The sequence below is a fragment of the Sphingomonas sp. NFR04 genome (assembly GCF_900114095.1).
Taxonomy (GTDB): Bacteria; Pseudomonadota; Alphaproteobacteria; order Sphingomonadales; family Sphingomonadaceae; genus Sphingomonas.
The window spans coordinates 128274-148939 of sequence record NZ_FORV01000003.1; the positions used below are offsets into that span (position 1 = coordinate 128274).

At 69.7% G+C, this 20666-nt stretch carries 17 protein-coding genes; 8 read left to right on the forward strand and 9 right to left on the reverse strand.

What is annotated here, in order from left to right; genetic code table 11:
* Positions 1-17: 17 nt before the first annotated feature.
* The 3 genes from BM009_RS10530 to ppc are packed head-to-tail and all read right to left on the reverse strand — an operon-like array spanning position 18 to position 5980.
* Entirely contained in the window at positions 18-1529 is a 1512-nt protein-coding gene (locus BM009_RS10530) for a hypothetical protein (protein ID WP_093296014.1), read from the reverse strand.
* The gene (locus BM009_RS10535; RefSeq protein ID WP_254772247.1) at positions 1526-3262 is read right to left on the reverse strand and encodes a hypothetical protein; all 1737 of its coding nucleotides are present in this window, start codon (positions 3260-3262) and stop codon (positions 1526-1528) included. Before BM009_RS10535 ends, BM009_RS10530 begins: the two co-directional genes overlap by 4 nt.
* 51 nt (positions 3263-3313) lie before the next feature.
* A complete protein-coding gene (ppc, locus tag BM009_RS10540) occupies positions 3314-5980 on the reverse strand; it encodes a phosphoenolpyruvate carboxylase (RefSeq protein WP_093296015.1) in 2667 nt (888 codons plus the stop codon).
* A gap of 72 nt (positions 5981-6052) precedes the next feature.
* Here ppc and BM009_RS10545 point away from each other — a divergent pair, with 72 nt between their 5' ends.
* Entirely contained in the window at positions 6053-6898 is an 846-nt protein-coding gene (locus tag BM009_RS10545; RefSeq protein ID WP_093296017.1) for an oxygenase MpaB family protein, read from the forward strand.
* 4 nt (positions 6899-6902) lie between these two features.
* Here BM009_RS10545 and BM009_RS10550 read toward each other — a convergent pair whose 3' ends face one another.
* A complete protein-coding gene (locus tag BM009_RS10550) occupies positions 6903-7574 on the reverse strand; it encodes a YoaK family protein (protein ID WP_093296018.1) in 672 nt (223 codons plus the stop codon).
* An 81-nt stretch (positions 7575-7655) separates the two neighbouring features.
* Between BM009_RS10550 and BM009_RS10555 the strand changes: the two genes are divergently transcribed.
* Entirely contained in the window at positions 7656-8291 is a 636-nt protein-coding gene (locus tag BM009_RS10555; protein ID WP_093296020.1) for a trimeric intracellular cation channel family protein, read from the forward strand.
* A gap of 154 nt (positions 8292-8445) precedes the next feature.
* Positions 8446-8958, forward strand: a complete 513-nt coding sequence (locus BM009_RS10560) for a PEPxxWA-CTERM sorting domain-containing protein (protein ID WP_093296021.1) — start codon at positions 8446-8448, stop codon at positions 8956-8958.
* A gap of 89 nt (positions 8959-9047) precedes the next feature.
* Here the strand turns inward: BM009_RS10560 and BM009_RS10565 are convergent, their stop codons facing one another.
* A complete protein-coding gene (locus BM009_RS10565; protein ID WP_175487983.1) occupies positions 9048-10106 on the reverse strand; it encodes a mannose-1-phosphate guanylyltransferase/mannose-6-phosphate isomerase in 1059 nt (352 codons plus the stop codon).
* Positions 10107-10262: 156 nt separating this feature from the next.
* On the opposite strand from BM009_RS10565, the gene BM009_RS10570 reads away from it, so the two are divergent.
* From BM009_RS10570 to prsR, 3 genes are read left to right on the forward strand one after another with little or no spacing between them, the layout of a single operon-like run.
* Complete coding sequence (locus BM009_RS10570; RefSeq protein WP_093296023.1) at positions 10263-11651, forward strand: TIGR03013 family XrtA/PEP-CTERM system glycosyltransferase; 1389 nt, start codon at positions 10263-10265, stop codon at positions 11649-11651.
* Positions 11651-13693, forward strand: a complete 2043-nt coding sequence (gene prsK, locus BM009_RS10575) for an XrtA/PEP-CTERM system histidine kinase PrsK (RefSeq protein ID WP_093296024.1) — start codon at positions 11651-11653, stop codon at positions 13691-13693. The genes BM009_RS10570 and prsK overlap by 1 nt, the downstream gene beginning before the upstream one ends.
* Positions 13690-15042, forward strand: coding sequence for a PEP-CTERM-box response regulator transcription factor (prsR, locus tag BM009_RS10580; protein ID WP_093296025.1), 1353 nt, complete (start codon positions 13690-13692; stop codon positions 15040-15042). The genes prsK and prsR overlap by 4 nt, the downstream gene beginning before the upstream one ends.
* A 58-nt stretch (positions 15043-15100) precedes the next feature.
* Here the strand turns inward: prsR and BM009_RS10585 are convergent, their stop codons facing one another.
* Positions 15101-15778, reverse strand: coding sequence for a c-type cytochrome (locus tag BM009_RS10585; RefSeq protein WP_093296027.1), 678 nt, complete (start codon positions 15776-15778; stop codon positions 15101-15103).
* Positions 15779-15880: 102 nt separating this feature from the next.
* On the opposite strand from BM009_RS10585, the gene BM009_RS10590 reads away from it, so the two are divergent.
* Positions 15881-16771: a prephenate dehydratase gene (locus BM009_RS10590; RefSeq protein ID WP_093296028.1), complete on the forward strand. Its 891-nt coding sequence runs from the start codon at positions 15881-15883 to the stop codon at positions 16769-16771.
* 152 nt (positions 16772-16923) lie between these two features.
* On the opposite strand, the gene nudC is transcribed toward BM009_RS10590, so the two are convergent.
* The 3 genes from nudC to BM009_RS10605 are packed head-to-tail and all read right to left on the reverse strand — an operon-like array spanning position 16924 to position 20101.
* Positions 16924-17793, reverse strand: a complete 870-nt coding sequence (gene nudC, locus BM009_RS10595; RefSeq protein ID WP_093296030.1) for an NAD(+) diphosphatase — start codon at positions 17791-17793, stop codon at positions 16924-16926.
* A complete protein-coding gene (locus BM009_RS10600) occupies positions 17790-19061 on the reverse strand; it encodes a serine hydrolase domain-containing protein (RefSeq protein ID WP_093296031.1) in 1272 nt (423 codons plus the stop codon). The genes nudC and BM009_RS10600 overlap by 4 nt, the downstream gene beginning before the upstream one ends.
* Positions 19058-20101, reverse strand: a complete 1044-nt coding sequence (locus BM009_RS10605) for an A/G-specific adenine glycosylase (RefSeq protein ID WP_093296033.1) — start codon at positions 20099-20101, stop codon at positions 19058-19060. The genes BM009_RS10600 and BM009_RS10605 overlap by 4 nt, the downstream gene beginning before the upstream one ends.
* Positions 20102-20129: 28 nt before the next feature.
* On the opposite strand from BM009_RS10605, the gene BM009_RS10610 reads away from it, so the two are divergent.
* Complete coding sequence (locus BM009_RS10610) at positions 20130-20666, forward strand: DUF721 domain-containing protein (RefSeq protein ID WP_093296034.1); 537 nt, start codon at positions 20130-20132, stop codon at positions 20664-20666.

Below are 20666 nucleotides of genomic sequence, written 5' to 3' on the forward strand. Positions count from 1 at the left end.
GCGGAGCGCCGTCGCCGCTAGCGTGCGGCCCTGCCGCCTTGCGGTTCAAGCCGGTAGAGCGCGTCCCTGCCATCGCTCCACAGGCGGGTGGCGTTGGCGACCTGCACGTCGGCGGGCGGGTCGATCAGCCAGACATGGTCGAACGCGCCCCGCGGAAGCCCCGCGAGCGCCGCCCGGAGCGTCGGGATGCCCATGGCGGCCGCGCAGCGATCCCCGATGACGATCTGCGAGGGATCGGTGGCAAAGGTGCCGAAACCGTCGCGGCGCACCTGCATCAGGCCGGTCGAGCCGAGATCGAACTGGTCGTTGGCGAAGGCCGAACGGCGGACGACGACCATGCTCGGCAAGTGGTTCAGTCGCGCGATCGACCAGCCCGCGTCGCATCGGTTCAGGACGAACGCCGCGACCCGCGCGCCGACCGGCAGATGGTCCAGCGCCACCAGCCGCCGCTGCCAGTCCCGCCCCTCGATCGCAAGATCGGCGGTCACCGCCAGCGTGCGGACGAGCAGGAAAGCGAGGCCGACCCAGGCGAGCAGGCGGCGGCGGCCGGGCACCGTGCCTTCCGCGAGCAGCGCAAGGATCACCGCATAGGGCAGGATCCGCGCGTCGATATAGGCGGTGCCGAACGGCAGCAACAGGAACAGCGCGGTCATCGCCAGCGCCGCGGCGGCGAGGCTCGCCGATCGCACCTGCCCGCGCCGGCGCCAGCTGCCGTAGAGCAGCAGGACCAAGAGCAGCAGCGATGCCAGGTCGATCCATTGCCAGCGATCGCGCAGCAGCGCCACGAACCACCCCAGCTTCATCGGAAAGCGAGCCCAGTAATCGCTGCCGCCGGCGCCGTCGCCGGGGTGCCAGTGCAGCAGCACCAGCGCCGGCGGGGCGAGCGGCAGGCAGGCGACACCCGCCCCGAGGACCGCGCGGCCCCAGCCCCGCCCCAGGGCACGGTACCGCGCGACTTCGGAGGCGAACACCATCACGCCCAGGGCCAGCCAGCCGAACAGATGCGCCGTCCACACCAGCCAGGCGATGACGACGAACAGCCCGGCGCGCAGGCGGAAGCGCCCCTGCCGGGTCAGCCGCAGCCATAGCGCGAAGGCGTTGAGCGCCAGCGCCATGGCGAGCGTGTAGTTGAGGAAGCCGTAGAGAAAAGGAAGCGTGTAGGCGAGCGGCAGCGCGAGCAGCGCCAGCGGCTGCACCCGGCCATGCGCCTCGCGCGAGAGCCACAGCATGCCGGTCGTGGTCAGCATCGGAATCGCGATCGCGATCGCCTTGACCGTCGGCTCTAAGCCGAACCAGGGCGCGAACGCCGCGACGAGCAGGTCCACGCCGAGATAGCCGATGAACCGCCAGTGGAAAGCATACCATGCCGCCAGCGGCGACGTGCCGCCGTCCAGCATCACCCGGTAGCGCGCCATGTGCCCCGGCAGGTCGAGCAGCGGCGGAAGTGCCGGCCAAAGCAGCGGCACCGCGCTGAGCAGCACCGCCGCCAGCGCGAACCATCGCCGCTCCCACCAGCCGCGGGCGCTCACTGGGTGGTGCGCCGCGCGGGCTGGGTAAGCGTGTAGACGCGGGTGCTCGCGCCCGGCGCGGAAATCTGGCGAAGCCAGGGCGGCACCTGTCCCGCCATCAGGCTGCCGGCCAGCAGCTGGCGGTCCTTGGTGCGGTCGCCCAGTTCGGCAAAGCCGTCCTTGCAGAGCGCGACATAATCCACCCCCCATCGCCGCGCGAGCGCTTCCGCCTGGGGGGTGGGGCTGAGGAACAGGTCGTACATGGCACGATTTCCTTGCGTATCGCGGTGATAGGGGCCGGCGAGGACCCGATGGCGGGTGGTGGCGAGCAGCGTCGGGCCGAAGTCGATCGGCGCGGCGACGAGGCCAGGCGGGAGCGCGGCGAGGCGCACAGCCGTAGCGACAGCCGTACAGCCATGGGTGGCGGAGGCAGGCGCGGCAGGTGTCAGCGCGTCGCCGAGCCCGGCATGGGCGATCCCGCTGGCGGCGAGCCAGGCGAGTACCAGCGCCAGCGGTCCGCGCGGCCGGGCGGCGGCGATCATTGCGGCGAGCGCCGGCACCGCGGTCAGCGCCGCCAGCGGCGCCCCGCGTACTTGCACCAGCGTGACCGCGACTGCCGTTGCCTGGAACCCGAGCAGGATCCACGCCGCGGCGGTACGCGTCGTCCAGGCAAACCAGATACCGGCGCCAAGGCCGACCAGCGCCATGCCCCCGGCGGCGACCGCCTTGCCGAGCGGCATGGCGAAGAGCGGCTGCGCTTCGTTGACATGCGCGAGCCAGAGCCGGGCAAGCAGGGGATCGACCTGCCCATAGGGATGGAGGCACGCCGGCGCGCTCGCAGCTGCACCCACCAGCGCGAGCCCGCCCGCGACGATCAGCACGGCGGTACGCGCAGCGACCGATTGGGTGGCAAAGCCCGCCACGGCCATGCCGGCGGGGGCCAGCGCGGCCAGCATCGCCGCGCGCCACAGGATCGCGGTGAAGCCGTCGCAGGCAGCGACGTTCCAGCCGCTCGACCGGAAGAGCACCGCCGCGGCGCTCAGGCCAAGCAGCAGCGCGGTCGCATAGCCGGCCATCCGCGCCTGTCCGGCGGCGCCATCGAGCCGCCAGCGCAGCGCGATGGCGGCACCGCCGACGGCGAGCAGCGGCGCGGTCTCCATGCCGACGACGAGCGACAGCACCGTCGCGGTGCCGGCGATCGCCCCCTGCAACAGCGTGCCCCGCCCTACACAGGCATGGAGCAGCGAAAGCACGAGCACGATCTGCAGCGCGTGGTGATCGATCCGCCCGGGCGTGAACAGGGTGATCGCGGGAAAGGCGAGCGCCCCCAGGATGACGGCGACGAAACCGGACTGGCCGAGGCGGCGCGCGATCGCGGCAACGACGATCAGCATCGCCGCGAACAGCAGCAATGGCGAGACGACCACGGCGACCACGCCTGCGGCGTGCCCGCCGAGCAGCGGGGTGAACGCCAGGATCAGTGCGGCGGGCACCAGATCGGCCAGCCGCGACCAGTGCATCTGCAACCCTGGCGCCGGGCCGAGGCGATGCTGGGCGAGATCGGTGAATGCCTGTCCCCCCAGCCAGTCGCGAATCTGCTGGAGGCGCATCAGGTCGTCGGTATCGGGCAGCCGCAAAGCGCCCAGCGCACCATGGTCGCGCACCGTCCAGGCGATCCCCATCAGCAACGCGAGACCGATCGCGAGAAACGAATCGCGTCGTATGTTGCGGAGATGCCCTGGACCCATGCCCATCAGCGCTAGGCCCCCATGGTTAACCGGGCGTTTCGCCCGGGCTCCGGGCGGTTACCCGCTGTTGCGCAGCGCGGTGGCGATCGCGTTGATCGACAGGAGGATGCCCTCGCCGATCCGCGGATCCTCCTCGCCCGCCCGGTGCCGTTTCATCAGCTCGATCTGGAGCAGGTTGAGCGGCTCGATATAGGGCAGCCGCAGCCGGATCGAGGTGTCGAGCAGCGGGTGCTTCTCCAGCAGCCGCGTCTGGCGCGTCACCTGGAGCAGCCCGTCCTGGGTCTGCTGCCAGCCGTCCTTGATCCGCCCGAAGATGGCGTCGCGCAGTTCGGCATCCTCGACCAGCGCGGCATAATGGCTGGCGATGCCCATGTCGGACTTGGCGAGCACCTGCTCCATATTGTCGAGCGTCGCGCGGAACAGCGGCCAGGCGGTGGCCATCTCGCGCAGCAGCCCCTTGTCCTCGAACGCGTCCAGCGCCGCGCCGACGCCGTACCAGCCCGGCAGCATCACGCGGGCCTGCGCCCAGCTGAACACCCAGGGGATGGCGCGCAGATCCTCGATCGCATCGCTCTTCTTGCGGCTCGCCGGCCGCGAGCCGATCTTGAGGCCCGCAATCTCGGCGATCGGCGTCATCTGGCGGAAGAAGGTGGTGAAGCCGGGGGTCTCGTAGACCAGCCCGCGATAGGCGCGGAAGGCGCTGTCGGAGAGCTGGTCCATCGCCGCCGCGAACCGCTCGGCATCGGCAGGCGCGAGCCGCTCGGGCTCCAGGCTGGCGAGCAGCGTGGCCGAGGTCATCGCCTCCAAATTGGTCATCGCGCTTTCTGCGCTGCCATATTTGGCGGCGATCACCTCGCCCTGCTCGGTGATGCGGATGCGGCCCTGCACCGTGCCCGGCGGCTGGGCGAGGATCGCCGAGAAGCTCGATCCACCGCCGCGCCCCACCGCGCCGCCGCGGCCATGGAACAGCTGCATGGCGATGCCCGCCTCCTCGAACACCGGCTTGAGCGCGGTCGAGCCGCGGCTCAGCTGCCAGGTCGAGGTGAGATAGCCCCCGTCCTTATTGGAGTCGGAATAGCCGATCATCACTTCCTGGTGCCCGCGTGCCGCCGCGATGGCGGCGACTTCGGGCAGGCCCAGCCAGGCCGCCATGATCGGCGGCGCGGCTTCCAGATCGGCGATGGTCTCGAACAGCGGGATGGCCATGATATGGGCCTGCGGCTTCTCGCCCGGCACATAGAGCCCGGCTTCCTTGAGCAGGATGTGCACCTCGAGCAGGTCGGACACTGACTGCGCCATCGACACAATGTAATGGCGGATGCAGTCGCGGCCATAGCGGGCATGCGCCGCCGCCGCCTCGCGGACGATCGCGAGTTCGGTGGCGGTTTCCTCCGAATAGACGGCGTAGGGGCTGGTCAGCGGGCGCGCATTGGCAAGCTCGCGGCGGAGCAGGTCGATCCGCGCGTCCTCGTCGAGCGCGGCATAATCGTCGCAAACCCCCGCGGACTGGAGCAGCTCCGCGACCACGCGCTCGTGGATCGCGCTGTTCTGGCGCATGTCGAGCGTGGCGAGGTGGAAGCCGAACGTCTCCACCGCGCGGATCAGCCGACCCAGTGCGCCGCCGGTCGCCAGCGGTCCGCCATCGGCGAGCCCGCGCGCGATGGCGACGAGGTCCTCGCGGAACTCGGCGGGATGGCCGTAGGGTGCGGCCGGGATCGGCGAGGGTCGGCCCGGCTGCTTGCCGACCAGCTTTTCATGCGTGGCGGAGAGGCGGGCATAGATGCCGGTCAGCGCGCGGCGATAGGGTTCGTCGCTGCGGCTCTTGCCGGTGTCGCCGCTGGCCTCGGCGAGTTGGAGCACCGCCTCGGGCACGTCCGTATGCTCGGTCGAGATCGACAGTTCGGCGCCGAGCGCGTGGACCGATTCGAGATAATGGTCGAGCACGGTCTCGGCCGCGCGGGCGAGCGCGAAGCGCATCGAGTCGGCGGTGACGAAGGGATTGCCGTCGCGGTCGCCGCCGATCCAGCTGCCCGGGCGCAGGAAGCTCGGCGCTCGGTCGCCCAGCGCGCGGTCCCAGCGGGCGTAGAGCGCGGGCAGCACCGGCAGGAACACGTCGCGGAAATAGGAGAGCGCGGTCTCGACCTCGTCGGGCACGCCCAGCTTCTCGCGGCGGAGCACCCGGGTCTGCCAGAGCAGCGCGATCTGACGGAGGATGGCCTCTTCCACCTGGTCGCCGTCCGGCGTCTCGGCAACGCCCTGGTCGCGCAGCGCCATCAGTTCGGCGATGCGGTTCTTGTGGTCGATCATCGACTTGCGCCGCACCTCGGTGGGATGGGCGGTGAGCACGGGGCTGACCAAGGCATGGTCGAGCAGCGCCATCACCGGCTCGCGGCCGATCCCCGACCTGGCCAGCCGCTCCAGCGCGGCGGCGACATCGGCGTCCTTCTCGGTCGCGACGCCCTGGCGATCCTCGGCCAGGTTGGCGAGCATCGAGAACAGCATGAAGCCGCGGACGAAATCGAGCGTCTCGTCCAGGCTCAGCCGGTCGAGCCCGGAATCGATCTTCCCCGCCCCTGCCACGCCGCGATGCCGGTCGACCGAGGTCGCGCGGATATATTCGATCCGCTTGAACAATTCCTCGCCGCCATAGGCACGAATGACGTCGCCGAGCAGCCGTCCCAGGAAGCGGATGTCGGGGTTGTTGGTGATCGCGAGTGTGGCCATGGGCACGATTGCTGCACTGCAAAGCGAACCCGGTCAACTTGTTCGCGCTACCAGAGTACCTAGCTTAGCAAGATGGATTTCGTTGCATTTGCAACCCACAGCGTACGGCGGGCGATGGTCGGCCAGGTGCGCGCCGTTTTCAACGACGCGGCGCGCGGCGAAACGCCGGTGCAGCCGAGCGACGACGCGCTGTTCCCCCGCGATTCGGTGCTGTGGCGGGTACATGGCGACGTCACCACGATGATGGTCGGCGGCGTCGCGGCGCTGCTGCTGCAGATGCTCCACCCGGCGGTGCTGGCGGGGGTGTGGGATCATTCGAAGTTCCGCCACGACATGCTCGGTCGCCTGCGCGGCACGGCGCGCTTCATCGCCCAGACCAGCTATGCGTCGCGTGACGAGGCCGAGGCGGCGATCGCGCGGGTGCGGACCATCCACCAGCATATCCGCGGTACCCTGCCCGACGGCACCCCCTATCGCGCCGACGATCCCCGGCTGCTCGCCTGGGTGCATGTGACCGAGGCAGTGAGCTTCCTCGACGGCTGGATCCGCTATGCCGAGCCGGGCATGTCCCGCGCCGACCAGGACCGCTATTTCGCCGAATTCGCGCAGGTGGCGGAGGCGCTGGGCGCCGAACCGGTGCCGCACAGCCGCGCCGAAGCGATGGCGCTGATCGCGACCATGCGCGCCGAGCTGCGCCATGACGAACGCACCCGCGAGGTCGCGCGGCTGCTGCTGGAACAGCCCGCGCCCAACCTCGCGACCAAGCCCTTCCAGGCAATGACCTTCGCCGCCGCGATCGACCTGCTGCCCGGCTGGGCGCGGCAGATGCACCACCTGTCCACCCCGCCGCTCGCGGGACCGGCGGTACGGCTCGGTACCCGCGGCGTGGCGGAGACGCTGCGCTGGGCGTTCCGCTAAGGGCTCAGCGCACCAGCGTGAGGTCCGGCCGCCCGCGCGGTCGGGTCATGCTCGCCAGCAGCAGCGTCAGCACGGCCGAGAAGATCGGCGCCAGCCACAGCGCGTTCCAGCCCCAGCGGAACTGGCTCTCCGCGCCGATCACCACCCCGCTGACAAAACCCAGCCACAGCGCCAGATAGCGGATCCAGCCGAAGCGATCGGCATCGCCCATCAGCGCGCCCGCCAGCTTCTGCCCCAGCTTGACCAGCGACCCGGTCATGTAGGTGAGGCCGATCGTCACTTCGCCGTCGCGCTGGAACACGCCGTTCTCGGTGCCCATCGCGGCGGCGAGCAGCAGCAGCACGACCGGGCCGGGCATCAGCGTCGCGACCAGCGCGGCGAGCGTCAGCAGCAGCGTCACCGCCGTCATCACCACCGGCTGGTGGCGGTGCGGGCGGGCGCGGCCGATCACGCTCGACAGGATCACGCCCGCCACGAAGCTCATCACCAGCGACGCGGCGATGGCGGCATCATAGGTCGAGCCGCTGCCGAGGCCGACGCCGAGCCGCGTCGAATTGCCGCTCATGAACGAGGCGAAGAAGCCGCCCAGGCTGGTGAAGGCGAGCGCATCGACGAAGCCGGCGAGAGCCGCCAGGAGGATCGCGAGCGCGATCAGCGGGGACTCGGTACGTTGCATGGGCCCTCTCTGCCCCAAGCGGCGGCCCCGCGCCAAGAGCCGTGTTTGACTTCGGCGCCGCCCGCGCGGCAAAGCGAGGGCATGAACAGTTCGGTCGCCGCCCAAGTCGGTCCCATCCTGCCCTGGCTCGACCTGTTCGGCATCGCGGTGTTCGCCGCCACCGGCGCGCTCGCCGCCACACGGCACCAGCAGACCATCGTCACCGCCACCTTCTTCGCGCTGATCACCGGCGTGGGCGGCGGCACGGTGCGCGACCTGCTGATCGGGGCGCCGGTCTTCTGGGTACACGATGCCTCGGTCGCCTCGCTGTGCCTGGGCGTGTCGGCGATCGTGTGGATCACGCCGCAGCATTGGTGGAGCGATCGAACGTTCGCCTGGCTCGATGCGCTGGGGCTGGCCGCCTATGCCGCGTTCGGCGCCGCCAAGTCACTCGGCTATGGCATCCCGCCGGTGCCCGCGGCGGTGATGGGGGTGGTGGGGGCGTGCGTCGGCGGAATCATCCGCGACGTGCTGGCCGGCGAGCCCTCCATCCTAATGCGCCCCGAGCTGTACGTCACCGCGGCGGCGCTCACCGCCTCGCTGTATGTGCTGCTCAGCCTGCTCGGACTCCCGCCCTATGCCGCAGGGCTGGCCTCCGCCACCGCAGGCTTCGCGCTGCGGGGGGCGGCGATGGTCTGGAAATGGGGCCTGCCCGCCTATCGCGGCGGCAAGGGCTGAGACTACTCCGATCCTACAGAAGATCGACCACCCGGCAGCGGCTGCAATCCGCGCAGTATTGTTGCCAATTTCGTACTAAGTCTGTTATAAACGCGGCGCTTTACGCTTGTGCCGCGTACGATCTCACAAAAACAGATACTTAGTGGAGGATTGCATGAAACGCACGCTCTTCTTAGGGGCTTGCTGTGTTGCAGCAGTTGCCGCCTCTTCACAGGCCAATGCAGCACCGCAGTACAGGTTCGTGATCACCGGAAGTCAGACGATCAAGTTCGTCTTGGCCGCATCCCCGACCCCGCCGGTAGTCGATCCGGGAAATTATTTCGTTCTCCCCGGCGTCACGGGTACCATCGATAACCTCGCCGCGACGTTCGATCTGGGCTTTGGCAGCCCAAGCTATTTCTTCAATTTCGGCCTGATCAACAACACCGTCGGCTACGGCTTCGTCTCGACGGGTACCACCCTGTTCACGGGCACCGAGTCCGCGCCGACCTTCAAGCTGGGCACGTTCACCCTCACCCCGGACACGCCCGGCCCGAATTACAGCCTCAGCATCACGGCAGTTCCCGAGCCCGCGAGCTGGGCGATGCTGCTGGCTGGCTTCGGCGCGCTCGGCATGAGGATCCGCCGGCGCCGCGACATGACCGTGCGCGTCCGTTTCAGCGGCTGATCGTCTCGGTCCCACCGCAACGCAGCTGATCCAAACGATCGGCTGCGTTGCGGTCACCGGCGATCCTGCAGACCTCGGCCCTCTCGGCCTCAGTCCTTCATCGCGTCGATCAGCTTCTTCACGTCCTGGCTGCGGCCGCGCGGCAGCACCAGCACGTCGGCGCCCGAGACGACCACGATCAGGTCCTTCACGCCGACCAGCGCGACACGCTTGCCGGGCTCGCTCTGCACCAGGCAGTTGGTCGCCTCGATCGCCACCACGTCGCCGCGCACGACATTGCCGCCCGCATCGGGATTGCTGATCGCGTGCAGCGCATCCCAGCTGCCCACGTCGCTCCACCCCATCGCCACCGGCACCACCGCGACGCGCGGGGCCTTTTCCATCACCGCATAGTCGATCGAATCGGACGGGCAGGCGGCGAAGCTTTCCGCATCGGGGAAGATGCGCGCGCCTTCGCGCCGCGCCTTGTCCATCGCCTGCTGCGCGGCGACCAGCATCTCGGGCGCGAACACGCTGAGCGCGCCGAGATACATGTCGGCACGGAACAGGAAGATGCCGCCGTTCCAGGCATGGTCGCCCGAGGCCAGCATCGCCTCGGCACGGTCACGCGGCGGCTTTTCGACGAAACGGTCGACGCGGTGGACGCCCGGTGCGAGTTCCTCCTCGCCGATCTTGATCCAGCCATAGCCGGTCTCGGGCGAATCGGGGGTGATGCCGAAGGTGACCAGCCAGCCTTCGTTGACCAGCGGCAGCGCCGAATCGATCGCGGCATGGAAGGCGTCGACATCGGAAATCACATGGTCGGACGGCATTACCAGGATCGGCTCGCTGCCGCTGCCCGCCGCCACCGCGGCGAGCGCGATCGCGGGCGCGGTGTTGCGACCGATCGGCTCGAGGATCAGCGCGCGTACCGCGAGGTCTACCTGCGCGAGTTGCTCCTCCACGAGATCGGCATGGAAGGCGTTGGCGACCACGATCGGCGCGGTGAATCGAGTCCCCGAAGCGCGGCGCGCGGTCAGCTGGAGCATCGTCTCCTCGGCGGTCAGCGACAATAGCTGCTTGGGGCGTTCGGGCCGCGACATCGGCCACAGGCGGGTGCCCGAACCGCCCGAGAGAATGACAGGCGTGATCGGCTTGGTATCCGGCATGCGGAAGGGCTCCCTGGTTCGGTGCTGTGGAATAGCTGGGCGGTCTGCGCCTGTGAAACAAGGGTGGGCCGAAACGGTTGCGATACGACGCAAATTTGATGCGATGGCGCGGGCTTGGCCGTTCGTTTACCCTTCCGCGCTACACCGGGCGGCACCATGATCCGCCTGTTCAAGCATTATGTCCCCAACACCGTGCTGCTGCTCGGCCTGCTGGACGTGATCCTGCTGGTCACCGCCGGCGAGCTGGGCTGGCAGTTGCGCGCGCACCAGGCCGGCATCGATGTCGGCGCGATCGGCGAGCGGGTGCCGCAGCTGGCAAGCTTCGCGCTGGTGCTCGAAACCGCATTGGTGGCGCTCGGTGCCTATGGCGCGGAGGCACTCCAGTCGCTGCGCCACGCACTGGTGCGGCTGCTCGTCTCGATCGGGCTCGGCGTGCTGGGGCTGGGCTTCCTCTATTTCCTGGTGCCGCCGATCGGCTTCTGGCGCTCCAACCTGCTCTATGCGGCGGCCACCGCCTTCGTGTTGCTGCTGCTGATGCGGGTGCTGCTTGGCAAGACGCTGGGTGGCGCCGCGTTCAAGCGGCGAATCGTCGTGCTCGGCGCCGGCCCGCGCGCGGCGCGGCTCAAGCAGCTGTCCAAGGTGCCCGGCGCCAGCTTCGCCATCGTCGGCTATGTCGCGATGAGCGACGCCAACCGCGTGATTCCCGAGGCGATCGCCCGCGACGCGATCTACAACCTCGCCGATCATGTGGTGTTGCTCAACGCCAGCGAAGTGGTCCTCGCGCTGGAGGAGCGGCGCAACGCGCTACCGCTGAAGGACCTGCTGCGGATCAAGACCACCGGCGTCCATGTCAACGAATTCTCGACCTTTCTCGAGCGCGTTACCGGCCGCGTCGACCTCGACAGCGTCAACCCGAGCTGGCTGATCTTCTCCGACGGTTTCTCTTCCGGCCGGCGGATGTCGGGGCTGTTCAAGCGGCTGTTCGACATTCTCGCCAGCCTGGTCCTGCTGCTCGTCGCCTTCCCGCTGGTGATCGTCACCGCCGTGCTGATCAAGCTGGAGAGCCGCGGCCCGGCGCTCTACCGCCAGCAGCGCGTCGGCCTGTACGGCCAGGCGTTCGACGTGCTCAAGCTGCGCTCGATGCGCCAGGATGCCGAGGCGCCCGGACAGGCGGTATGGGCGGAGGAGAATGATCCGCGCATCACCCGCATTGGCCGGATCATCCGCAAGATCCGCATCGACGAGCTGCCGCAATGCTGGAGCGTGCTCAAGGGCGAGATGAGCTTCGTCGGACCGCGCCCGGAGCGGCCCAAGTTCGTCGAGGATCTGGAGCAGGCGCTGCCCTATTATGCCGAGCGGCACATGGTGAAGCCGGGCATCACCGGCTGGGCGCAGATCAACTATCCCTATGGCGCCTCGATCGACGATGCCCGCCAGAAGCTCGAATATGACCTGTTCTACGCCAAGAACTATTCGCCCTTTCTCGACCTGCTGATCCTGCTGCAGACCGCGCGCGTCATCCTGTTCCCCAGCGGGGCGCGCTGATGCTCACCGCCGCGCTGAGCCTGTGGCTGCATGCCCTGGCGGCGCTGTTGTTTGCGCTGCTGCCCTTCGCGGCGCTGCGCACCGGGGGCGACCGGCTGCCGCGCCGCGCGCTGGCGGCGGCGCTGGGGCTGACGGCGCTCGCCGCGCTCGCCACCGCGGGCATCGGCGCGGAGGAGATCGCGACGCGCCTGGCCGAGACGCTGCGTACGCTCGCCTGGCTCGCCTTCCTGCTGCTGCTCCACCGCCGCGCGGGCGAGCCGCGGCCGCCGCTCGCGCTCGGTACCGTCTACGGCGTGGTGGCGCTGGTGACCGTCGCGGCAATGGCGCTCGACATGATCGCGACCAACCCGTCGCCGATCGCCCGCGACGCGGCATCGGTGGCGCTGCTGCTGAACCTGCTCGTCGCCGTCGGGGTGCTGGTGATGGTGCAGGCGCTGCATTCGGCGCTGGCCCATACCGCCGGGGGTGGTTTGCGCTGGACGGTGGCGGCGCTGGGCGGCTTCTGGCTGATCGAATTCGCGGTGCTGACGCTCGCCTATCTCGGCGTGCCGATGACCGGCCTGCTGCTCGTCGCGCGCGGCGCGGCGTTGGTCTGCGTCGCCGCCGCGATGGGACTGGGACTCCAGCGGCGCGGCGACTGGCGGGTGCGGATGTCGCGCACCGTCGCCTACCAGTCGCTGACGCTGGTCGCGGTCGGCGCCTATTTCGTGCTGCTCGCGTTGGCGACGAGCGCCTTGGCGACGCTGGGCGGCGCGCACGCCCGGCTGCTCCAGACCGCCTTCGTGTTCGGCGCCACCGCCGCGATCCTGGCGCTGGTCTCCAATTCCAGCCTGCGGGGCTGGGTGAAGGTGAAGCTCGCCAAGCACCTGTTCCGCCACCGCTATGACTATCGCGCCGAATGGCTGCGCTTCACCGAGACGCTGGGCGCGCCGGGCGCCGCCCCGCTCGACCAGCGCATTGTCCGCGCGCTCGCCGACCTTACCGCATCGCCCTCCGGGCTGCTGCTCGTCGCCGAGGAGGGCGGGCTGGTGGCGGGCGCGGGCTGGCATTGGGACCGCGCGACGCTGCCGCTCGTCGCGGACCAGGCGCTCGCCACGCATCTGGAGACCACCGGCCGGATCATCGAGGTCGATGCGGTGCGCCTCGCCCAGGCAGATGCCGCCGATGCAGATGCGACCCCAGGCTGGATGCGCGAGGTCGACGCCGCCTGGGTGGTGGTCCCGCTGCTCCACCGCGGCGCGCTGGTCGGCGCGATCCTGCTCGGCCGCCCCGCGCTCGCCCGGCGGCTCGACTGGGAGGATTTCGACCTGCTCAAGGCCGCCGGCCGCCAGGTGGCGAGCTATCTCGCCGAGGCGCGTGCGCAGGAGGCGCTGGCGGAGGCGCAGCGCTTCGACGAGTTCAACCGCCGGTTCGCCTTCCTCCTCCACGACATCAAGAACCTGGTCAGCCAGCTTGCGCTCACCGCGCGCAACGCCGAACGCCATGCCGACAACCCCGCATTCCGCGCCGACATGATCGCGACGCTGCGCGACTCGTCCGATCGACTCAATGCGCTGCTGGCCCGGCTCGGCCAGCATCATCGCGGCCGCAGCGAGCCGCCGCGCCCCACCCCGCTGCTGCCGCTGCTCGAACGGCTGGTCGCCCGCCAGCCGGGGCAGGTGCGGCTGGTGTCGGGCGCCGAACCGGCCGTCGCCATCGCCGAGCCCGCGGCGCTCGAGCAACTGCTCGTCCACCTGATCCAGAACGCGATCGAAGCGAGCCCGGCCGACGCGCCGGTGACGCTCGCGCTCGCCACCGACGAGGAAAACGCCATCATTGACGTGATCGATCGCGGCTGCGGCATGTCGCCCGGCTTCGTCCGCAACCGCCTGTTCAAGCCGTTCACTTCCTCCAAGCCGGGCGGGTTCGGGCTCGGCACCTTCGAGGCCCAGCAGCTGGCACAGGGCATGGGCGGGCGGATCACGGTGAGCTCGCGCGAGGGCCAGGGCACGCGCTTCCGCGTGGTGCTGCGCGCCGCCCCCGCGGTGGAGGCGGCGGCATGAGCGAGGCGCTGCCCAAGCTCCTGATCGTCGAGGACGATGCCGGGCTGCAGCGCCAGCTGCGCTGGGCCTATGAGGGCTATACGATCCTCGCCGCGACCACCCGCGACGAGGCGATCACGATGCTGCGCGCCGAAGAGCCGCCGGTGGTGACGCTCGACCTGGGCCTGCCCCCCGATCCCGACGGCACCAGCGAGGGCTTCGCGACGCTGGAGGCGATCCTCAAGCTCGCCCCCGCCACCAAGGTGATCGTCGCCTCAGGGCATTTCGAGCGCGAGTCGATGCGCCGCGCGATCGAGCTCGGCGCCTGGGATTTCTACCAGAAGCCGATCGACATCGACGCGCTGGGGCTGATCGTCGCGCGGGCCTTCCACGTCCATGCGCTCGAGGCGGAGAATCGCCGCCTCGCCGATAAGGCCGAGGCAAAGGCGGTGCTGGGCGGCATGCTCACCGGCGCGCCGGAGATGCTCAAGGTCACGCGCACGATCGAGCGCGTCGCGGGTGCCGACGTCTCCGTGATGCTGCTGGGGGCCAGCGGTACCGGCAAGGAACTGCTCGCGCGGGGGCTGCACGAGGCGAGCCCGCGTTCGGGGGGCAGCTTCGTCGCGATCAACTGCGCGGCGATTCCGGAGACGCTGCTCGAATCCGAGCTGTTCGGCCATGAGAAGGGCGCGTTCACCGGCGCGGTGAAGACCACCGAGGGCAAGATCGAGCTCGCCCAGGGCGGCACCTTGTTCCTCGACGAAGTCGGCGACATCCCGCTGCCGCTCCAGGTGAAGCTGCTGCGCTTCCTGCAGGAGCGGGTGATCGAGCGGATCGGCGGGCGGAAACCCATTCCGGTCGACACGCGGATCGTGTGCGCGACGCACCGCGATCTGGACGTGATGGTGGCGGAAGGGCGGTTCCGCGAGGATCTCTATTACCGGCTCGCCGAGATCGTGGTGCGGATCCCCTCGCTGGCCGAGCGGCCGGGCGACGCCGGGCTGCTCGCGCGCCACTTCCTCGCGCGCTATGCCGAGCAGATGCGTACGGGGCAGAAGAGCTTCGCTCCCGATGCGCTGGCAGCGATCGACGCCTGGGGCTGGCCCGGCAATGTCCGCGAGCTGGAGAACCGCATCAAGCGCGCGGTGATCATGGCCGAGGGCAAGACGGTGCATGCCGAGGACCTCGACCTCGCGCCCGGCGACGCCGCCGCGATCAACCTGCGCGCGGTGCGCGAGGCGGCGGACCGCCAGGCGATCCGGCACGCGCTGGCGCGGAGCGACGGCAATGTCTCGGCAGCCGCGCGACTGCTGGGGATCAGCCGGCCGACGCTGTATGATTTGCTGAAGGCGTATGACCTGCAAACCTGATCCCTTCTAATCCCCCTCCCGCAAGCGGGAGGGGGATTAGAAGGGCGGGAGGGCTGCCTTACTTCTTCTTCTCGGCCTGCACCGCCGCCTGCGGATCCTTGGACGGTGCGCCCTCAGCCGGCGTCGCCTGCTGCACATTCACCGACACATCGGCACCCTCGGCTGCGCTGTTGCTCTGCACGCCCGCATTGTCCGGCTCGGAGCCTGCCGCAGGCGCTGCCGGGAGCGGCAGGTTCGAGCCCTGCTTGTTGAGGTACAGGATCACGTCGGCGCGCAGCTGCGGGTCCGAGATGCCGGCGAAGGTCATCTTGGTGCCCGGCGCGAACTTGCGCGGGTTCGTGAGCCAGGCATCCATCTTGTCGAGGTCCCAGCTGCCGCCCACGCCCTTCAGCGCGTCGGAAAAGGCGAAGCCGCCCTTGCCCTGGCCGATCGGCTCGCCCAGCGTCGCATAGAGGTTCGGGCCGATGCCGTTGGCGCCGCCCTGGGTGATGGTGTGGCACGAGGCGCACTGCTTGAAGCCGCTCTCACCCTTGGCGACGTCGCCCTTGGCGAGGCGCACCGGCAGCGGCTCGGCCACCGCGGCGCCGCCGGCCGCGTCTTCCACCGCCTCGACGACATAGCCGGGGCGTTCAGGCTTTTCGGAATGGAAATACTTCGCGCTTGCGATCGAAAGTCCCAGGGCGGCGATACCCCCCGCCAGCGCCCAACCTGCGATCGTATTGAAGCGATCTTGCATTCATCCGCTCCCACCTGTGCTTTGGTTCATCTTTAGAGCGCGCTCGGCTCCGAAGGCAAGCACACTTGCGGCGGAGTTCACCGGAGGCTAGCGCCGCCCCCCATGGAGAATTTCGCCGCCCCCGCCCGCCCGATCGTCGCCCGCATGCTCGCCGAGGCCGAAGCGGCACCGGCGCGCGCGGTGGCGTTCCAGGGCGCACCGGGCGCCAATTCGCACGTCGCGGTACGCGAAGCCTTTCCCGATGCGCTGCCGCTCCCCTGCTTCTCGTTCGACGACGCGATCGATGCGGTGAAGGAAGGCCGCGCCGACCGCGCGATGATCCCGATCGAGAATTCGCTGCACGGTCGCGTCGCGGACATCCATTTCCTGCTGCCCGAATCCGGCCTGTCGATCATCGGCGAGCATTTCCTCGCGATCCGCCACACGCTGATGGGCACCGGCCCCATCGAGGGCGTGCGCGAGGCGATGAGCCATCCGCAGGCGCTCGGCCAGTGTCGCCACTGGCTCAAGGCGCACGGCATCGCCCAGGTCGCCTATCCCGATACCGCGGGTGCCGCGGCGATGGTGGCGGAGCTGGGTGACCCCAAGATCGCGGCACTCGCGCCAGCGCACGCGGCCGAGCTCTATGGCTTGCAGGTACTGGCCAGCGACATCGCCGATGCCGCGCACAACATGACGCGGTTCGTGGTGCTGTCCCGCGACGCCCCGGCGGTGACCGGCGAGGGCCCGTGCATGACCTCGCTGATCTTCGAGGTGAAGAACATCCCCGCCGCGCTCTACAAGGCGCTGGGCGGCTTCGCGACCAACGGGGTCAACATGACCAAGCTGGAAAGCTACCAGCGCGAGGCGAGCTTCGCGGCGACCGAATTCTACGCCGACATCGTCGGCAGCCCCGACGACGCAGGCGTACTCCGCGCGCTGGAGGAGCTGGGCTTCCACACCAAATGGGTGCGGCTGCTGGGGACGTACCCGCAGGCGCGGCCGAGGCCCTGAGATCCTCCCCCGGAGGGGGAGGGGGACCGCCGCCGAAGGCGGCGGTGGAGGGGTGTCCCGCTTAAAGCATAATCCTGCCATCGCAGCGGCTTCACCCCTCCGTCAGGCCTTCGGCCTGCCACCTCCCCTTGCAGGGGAGGATTTGGGTTGGCTTATTCCCCCTCGGCCCAGGCCTTGAGCAGCGTGTACGCGATCGCATAGCCCGGCGGCGCGAGGAACGGTGCCTCCGGATCCCGCGCCAGCGCCTGGCGCACCTGCGCCCGATCGAACCAGCCGGCATGTTCCAGCTCGTGCGCATCGATCGCGATGTCCTCGTCGAGCGCCTCGCCGATGCAGGCGATCATCAGCTGCGAGGGGAAGGGCCAGGGCTGGCTGGCGACATAGCGGACCTTGCCGACATGCACGCCCGCTTCCTCCAGCGTCTCGCGCCGCACCGCATCCTCGACGCTCTCGCCCACTTCCAGGAAGCCGGCGAGCGCCGAATAGCGCCCCGGCGGCCAGCTCGGCTGGCGGCCGAGCAGCACCCGGTCGCCATGCTCGGCGAGCATGATCACCACCGGGTCGACGCGCGGATAATGTTCGGTGCCGCAGTTCGGGCATAGCCGGCCCCAGCCGGCGCGGAAGATGTCGGTCGGCGTGCCGCAGCGCGAGCAGAAGCCGTTGCGCGCGTGCCAGTCGATCAGGCTGCGCGCCGCGGCATAGTTCGCCGCATCCTCGGGCCGGAAGGCGTCGAGGATCGCCGACAGCTCGGGCGGGCGGCCCGGCGGCAGCAGGGTGCCGGGCGCCAGCGTCTGCACGAAGCGTGGCTCGCCGTCGATGAAGCCGAGGAACAGCAGCGGCTGGCTCGCGGCATTGAGGCCGGTCCAGACCAGCCGCCCCTCCCCGTCCAGCTGGGGCACCAGCCCGTCCATCACCAGCAGCCGCGCGCGCGGGTCGGCGAGCGCCGCTGCCAGCAGTTCGGGCTCGTGGCGGACGCGATCGTCGCGATCGAGCGTGCCGCCCGTAAAGCCGGGGGCGATCACTTGGCGAGGTCGGCGTAGACGGCGGTACGCATCGGCACCTTGAGGCCGAGTTCGGCGAGCAGGATGTTGACCATCATCGTCGCCCGCACCTGATTCTTGGGATCCACCCAGGCGAAGGTACCGGCAGCACCGGACCAGCCATAGGTGCCCTTGCCCGCGCCGCCCGGCTGGTCGGCGAGGAACACAGAGCCCCCCGCACCGAAGCCCATCGGCACGCCGGTATCGCGCGCCATCACCGCGAGGTTGGTCTTGTCGACGCCCGGCGGCAGCAGGTCGGACATGGCGAGCGCCACCGTCTCCGGCTTGAGGATGCGCACGCCGTCCAGTTCGCCGCCATTCTGGAGCATGTGGAGGAAGCGATCATAGTCCCGCGCCGACATCGCCAGCCCCGCGCCGCCATAAGGGAAGCTCGGCTTCTTGAGATAGACCGAGGTCGCGCCCGGATCGATCGGCAGGCGGTTGCCGCCCGCGATCGCATATTCGGTCGCCAGGCGCCCCGCCTCGCCCGACGGCACGGTCCAGTAGCTCGAGCTCATCTTGAGGGCCGCGAGGATGCGGGTGTTCACAAAGGTATCGAACGGCATCCCGCTCGCCACCTCGATCACCCGGCCGAGCACGTCCAGCCCGATCGAATAGCTGAACTTGGCGCCCGGCTCGGCGATCAGCGGCAGCGTCGCGGTGCGATTGGCGAATTCTTCAAGCGTCGCCGGGCGCACCGGGCGCGCGGTCGCCTCGAACGAATCGCTCACCTGCGCCGGGTTGATGCCGAGCCGGTTATACTCGTTGAGCAGCGGCCCCTTGGTGACGATGTTGTAGCCCAGCCCCGCCGTGTGGGTCAGCAGGTTGCGCACCGTGATCGGCCGGGTCGCCGGGCGGCTGGTCAGGTCCTTGTTGGGATCGATCAGCACCTTCATGTCCTTGAACGCCGGGATGAAGTCGCTGATCGGCTGATCGAGCTTGAGCTTGCCTTCCTCGATCAGGATCATCGCCGCCATGCCGGTGATCGGCTTGGTCATCGAATAGACCCGCCACAGCGTGTCGCCATTGACCTTGGGCGCGGTCGGCTCGTCGGACATCCGGCCTTCCGCCACGATCGTCGTGGGCGCCTGACCCTTGGCATAGGTGATGACGATGCCCGGCACCTTGCCCGAGGCGACGGTCTGGCGGGCGAAGCTCTGGACCTGGCTGGGGGCGGTCTGGGCATGCACCAGCGGCGCCTGGAGCAGCGCCATTGCCCCGATCAGTCCGAACATTCGCTTGGCCGTCATCGCAGTCTCCGTATCGCTTTGGCCGCCTTGGCGAAGACGGTCGGCAGACCCGCCGACTCGATGTCGGCGATCGGCCACCACTCGCCGGGGGGTGCGCTTGCATGGCGAGGGATTGTTGCAGTCGCAAGCGCCACCTCGAGATCGAAATGGGTGAAACCGTGACGCACGGTTTCGTTCAACATCCGCCAGTGCGTGGCGGCGGGCGCATCGACGACGCCCGGCGGCGACTCGCCCCAAGGGCCGGTGGGCAGTGCCCGCATGCCGCCGAGCAGGCCCTTGTCCGGACGGCGGACGAGCAGCACCGCGTCGTCGCGCTCCAGCCAGAACATCGTGCCGTGGCGCTGGGGCTTGGGCGCCTTTTTGGCCTTGACCGGATAGGTCTCGGGGTCGCCTTGCGCCCGCGCCTCGCACCCGAAGGCGATCGGGCAGAGCAGGCATTTCGGCGCGCGCACGGTGCAGATGCCGCTGCCGAGGTCCATCATCGCCTGGGCGAAATCGCCGGCGCGGGAATCGGGGGTGATCGTGTCGGTCAGCCGCCGGATCGTGGGCCGCGATCCCGGCAGCGGATCGGCGAGCGCGAACAGCCGCGTCACCACCCGCTCGACATTGGCGTCGACCACTACTGCGCGCCGTCCGAAGGCGATCGCGGCGATCGCCGCTGCAGTATAGTCGCCGATGCCAGGCAGTGCGCGCAGCCCCGCCTCGGTATCGGGCAGTTCCCCAAGACGCGCGACCTCGCGGGCGCAGCCCAGCATGTTGCGGGCACGGGCGTAGTAGCCAAGCCCCGCCCAGGCGGCCATCACATCGGCATCCTCGGCCGCCGCCATCGCGGCAAAGCTCGGCCAGCGCGCCGTGAATTTCTCGAAATAGGGAATCACCGTGGCGACCTGGGTCTGCTGCAGCATCACCTCGGAAAGCCACACCCGATAGGGGTCCGTAGCGTTGGCACCGGGCGGTGCGCGCCAGGGCAGGCGGCGGGCATTGGCGTCGTACCAGGCGAGGAGCGCAGGGGCGATCGATTCAGGAGCGTTGTCGGGCACGCCCCGCCTATGGCATGGGGGACCCGATATGACGAAGCCCCCCCGTGCCACCACCCGCCAGCCGCGCCCGGCGCCGCAACGCTCGAACCGCGTGCGCGCCGTGTCCGAGCTGCTGCCGGACGTGGGCGGCGCCGCCTTCCGGAAGTTCGGCTTCGTCCAGTCCGCCGTGGTCAGCCGCTGGAGCGAGATCGTCGGCGAGCGCTATGCCCGCGTCTCCGCCCCCGAATCGATTCGCTTTCCCCGCGGCAAGCGCGAGGAGGGCGTGCTGGCGCTCACCGTCTCGGGCGCCTTCGCGCCGATGATGCAGCATATCGCGCCCGAGATCATCGAGCGGGTGAACCGCTTCTTCGGCTATCCCGCCGTCGCCAAGCTGGCGATCCGCCACGGCGACCTCCGCCCGCCCAAGGCCAAGCCGGCCCCGCCGCCGAGCCTCAAGCCGCTGCCGGAAGCGATGGGCGACAGCCTGCGCGGCATCGCCGATCCGGAGCTGCGCGCGGTGCTCGAATCGCTTGCCGCCGGCGTTGCGGCGCAGGACGAAACCCCGGTATTCGGCCGGATCGATTGA